We start from the raw sequence: 2602 nt of genomic DNA, 5'->3' as shown, positions 1-2602 counted from the left end.
TAACAATTCAGCAAATATCAGATAATCTATATTTAATTGGTGATTTTATATCAGAGGCAAGAGTTGGGCAAGGACTAATGGCTTCAAGGGTAACAGTCGCTGCCCAACTCTTGCCTCTGATATAAAATCACCAATTAAATATAGATTATCTGATATTTGCTGAATTGTTATATCCTCGGCGTTTGACAGACCTGCAACACCTGAAACACCAATTATCTTTTTATTTGGGAATAATTTTATGCATTTATTTATAAATACTGTTTTTGCTTCCTTTTTATCAAAGGCTTCAAGTATAATATCAGAGTTTTTACAAAATTTTTCTATATTCCCCTCATCTATTTTTTCATTATAGGTAATGTATTTTAGGTAAGGATTTATTTTATTAAGGGTCTCTTTTAAAGCGGTTGTCTTTGCCATTCCTATTTGATTTATAAAATAGTATTGTCTGTTTAAATTTGATGGCTCTACAATATCATAGTCAACTAATATTAATGACCCAGCTCCCATTCTGGCTAATATTGCTGCACAGTTTGAGCCAATACCGCCTAAGCCAGCTATTGTTATAACCGATTTGATCAATTTATTAAATATCTTTGGTGAATGTCTAGCTACAAGCAAATACATTAACTCATCTTTATTAGGTTGCTCACCTTTTTTTATAAGAAATATTTCATCGTTATTCTTTAGCTTGTAGTCTCTTTCTACTATGTGGCCATTTAATATTATAATATCAGCATCATTTTTGAATTTCTTTTTTACTGAATAAATAGTTGTGTTTTCTGGTACTTCAATAATTTTACCATTACAATTAATACGCATAATTTATAGCATTTATTCTATCTTTTTTTATTTTATACTTACAATCACTATTTTTTATTTCAAGCATAGCTTTCACTCTATCATATAGGATTTTACAATTACCCTTTTCATTTTTATTTACACAAATATAGTTATCAGAGATATTTTTTACTTTTATATAATAATTTTCTCCATTTTGCACATTTACCATCCCGCCTTCGAAAGATTTAATCTTTTTTATAGCTAGCTCAGGTAATAACTTGTATCTATATATATTATAATTGCCTTTATAGTATATATAATTTTTATAATCATTGTAGGTATAAATATAAATATTTTTATTATCATCATAAAGGTATAATAAATTTTTTTCATTTATTTCACAGTAATTATTAGTTAGTAACAATAAATACAACAATAAGATGGAAAACCGTGCTTTGGGTAAATAGAATATAATTATTATAAATATAGTTGATATTATAAGTAATAATAAATCTATTTTATAAATTGTGAATAATGGATACGTTGAAATATATAAAAAATTAATAAGAGTCTTTGTAATGTGTTCGCAATAAATTAATGGTATTATTAATAATTTACTGAAGAAAAGTGATAATAAGCCCAGCATAACATAAATATTTATAATAGGCAGTAATAAAATTGTGTTAAGCATTGAAGCAATATTGAACATACCAAAGATGTATAAAGATATTGGCATTATAACACTTTGGGCAGCTATACTAATATAAAAGCTATTTAATGTTTTATTTTTATTAGAGAAACCTAGATATATAATCCCCGCTGTGGCGGTAAATGAGAGTATAAATGAGATATTTGTAGTAATTTTTGGGTTAATCATTATAAATATTGCCGCAAGTAGTAGTATGAATTTTTTAAAATTAACTTTTATATCAAAGATAAATAATAACATAATAAAAATCCCCGTAATTGATGCCCTAATAACAGGTACCTTAAAGCCAGTCAAAGGCATATAAAAGAATAGCACTATAATAATAAAGAGATATTTAAGCTTTCTAGGTAAAAAAAATAGGAGTAAAAAACAAAATGTAGAGATTATTCCTACATGTAGACCTGATATTGCTAATAGATGATATACACCAGCTATTATTAATTTATCTTTTATATCAGTTGTGAGAAAATCTCTATCGCCAACTATAAGTGCTTGTGCTAATCGCAACTTACTTTTTGACTCTTTAAATAACCTTGCTGAATATTCTTTTCGAAATTCTAATATATTTGATAAAAAAGGGATTTTTATATCCTTTATGGCATCCTTTTTATATTTAATTATTAAGGTCCCTGGATCATAATAATCTTTTAAATTTAAAGGCCCTTTTGTAGTTGAATATGTTATGCCACTTGTTTTAGTATTAATTACATCAATTATTAAAAAGGTATATCCAGAGAATATTTTAATAAATAAAATCAAAATAATAATTGATAACCCTAATCTTTTTTTGAAAAATAAAATAATTAGGATAAAAATTGTTATAATGTAGAGATATAAATTTTGGGTTGCATATAGGGCAACAAGAATATTAAGAATAAGAAATAACTCAGTTTTTTTAGTAGAAGCAATTTTTTTAAGATAAAAAAAATTCATAGTGGCAATTTAATTATATAAGTTTTATAGTTATATTAAAATCTATAAAAGGGGTAATTAATGGAAGAGAAGAATTTTGTTCATCTGCATATGCATACGGCTTATTCCTTTTTAGATGGAGCAATTAGCTTGGATAAGCTTTTTAATAAAGTTAAAGATTGTGGCATGAAAGCTGTGGCA

The 2602-nt window shown here is 25.8% G+C and carries 2 protein-coding genes; both read right to left on the bottom strand.

Annotated elements, in window-relative coordinates; all coding sequences use genetic code 11:
* Nucleotides 1-45: 45 nt before the first annotated feature.
* Nucleotides 46-819, bottom strand: a complete 774-nt coding sequence (gene thiF, locus SVN78_10095; protein MDY6821957.1) for a sulfur carrier protein ThiS adenylyltransferase ThiF — start codon at nt 817-819, stop codon at nt 46-48.
* Complete coding sequence (locus SVN78_10090) at nt 809-2248, bottom strand: ComEC/Rec2 family competence protein (protein ID MDY6821956.1); 1440 nt, start codon at nt 2246-2248, stop codon at nt 809-811. The genes thiF and SVN78_10090 overlap by 11 nt, the downstream gene beginning before the upstream one ends.
* Nucleotides 2249-2602 lie beyond the last annotated feature (354 nt).

This window comes from Deferribacterota bacterium (assembly GCA_034189185.1).
Taxonomy (GTDB): Bacteria; Chrysiogenota; Deferribacteres; order Deferribacterales; family UBA228; genus UBA228.
The sequence above is the reverse complement of the archived record's forward strand: the minus strand, read 5'-3'. Positions and strand labels throughout refer to the sequence as shown.

What these genes read in the sequence shown, in the direction of transcription:
- thiF (MDY6821957.1), bottom strand. Translation starts at nt 819, where the DNA reads ATGCGTATTAATTGTAATGGTAAAATTATTGAAGTACCAGAAAACACA.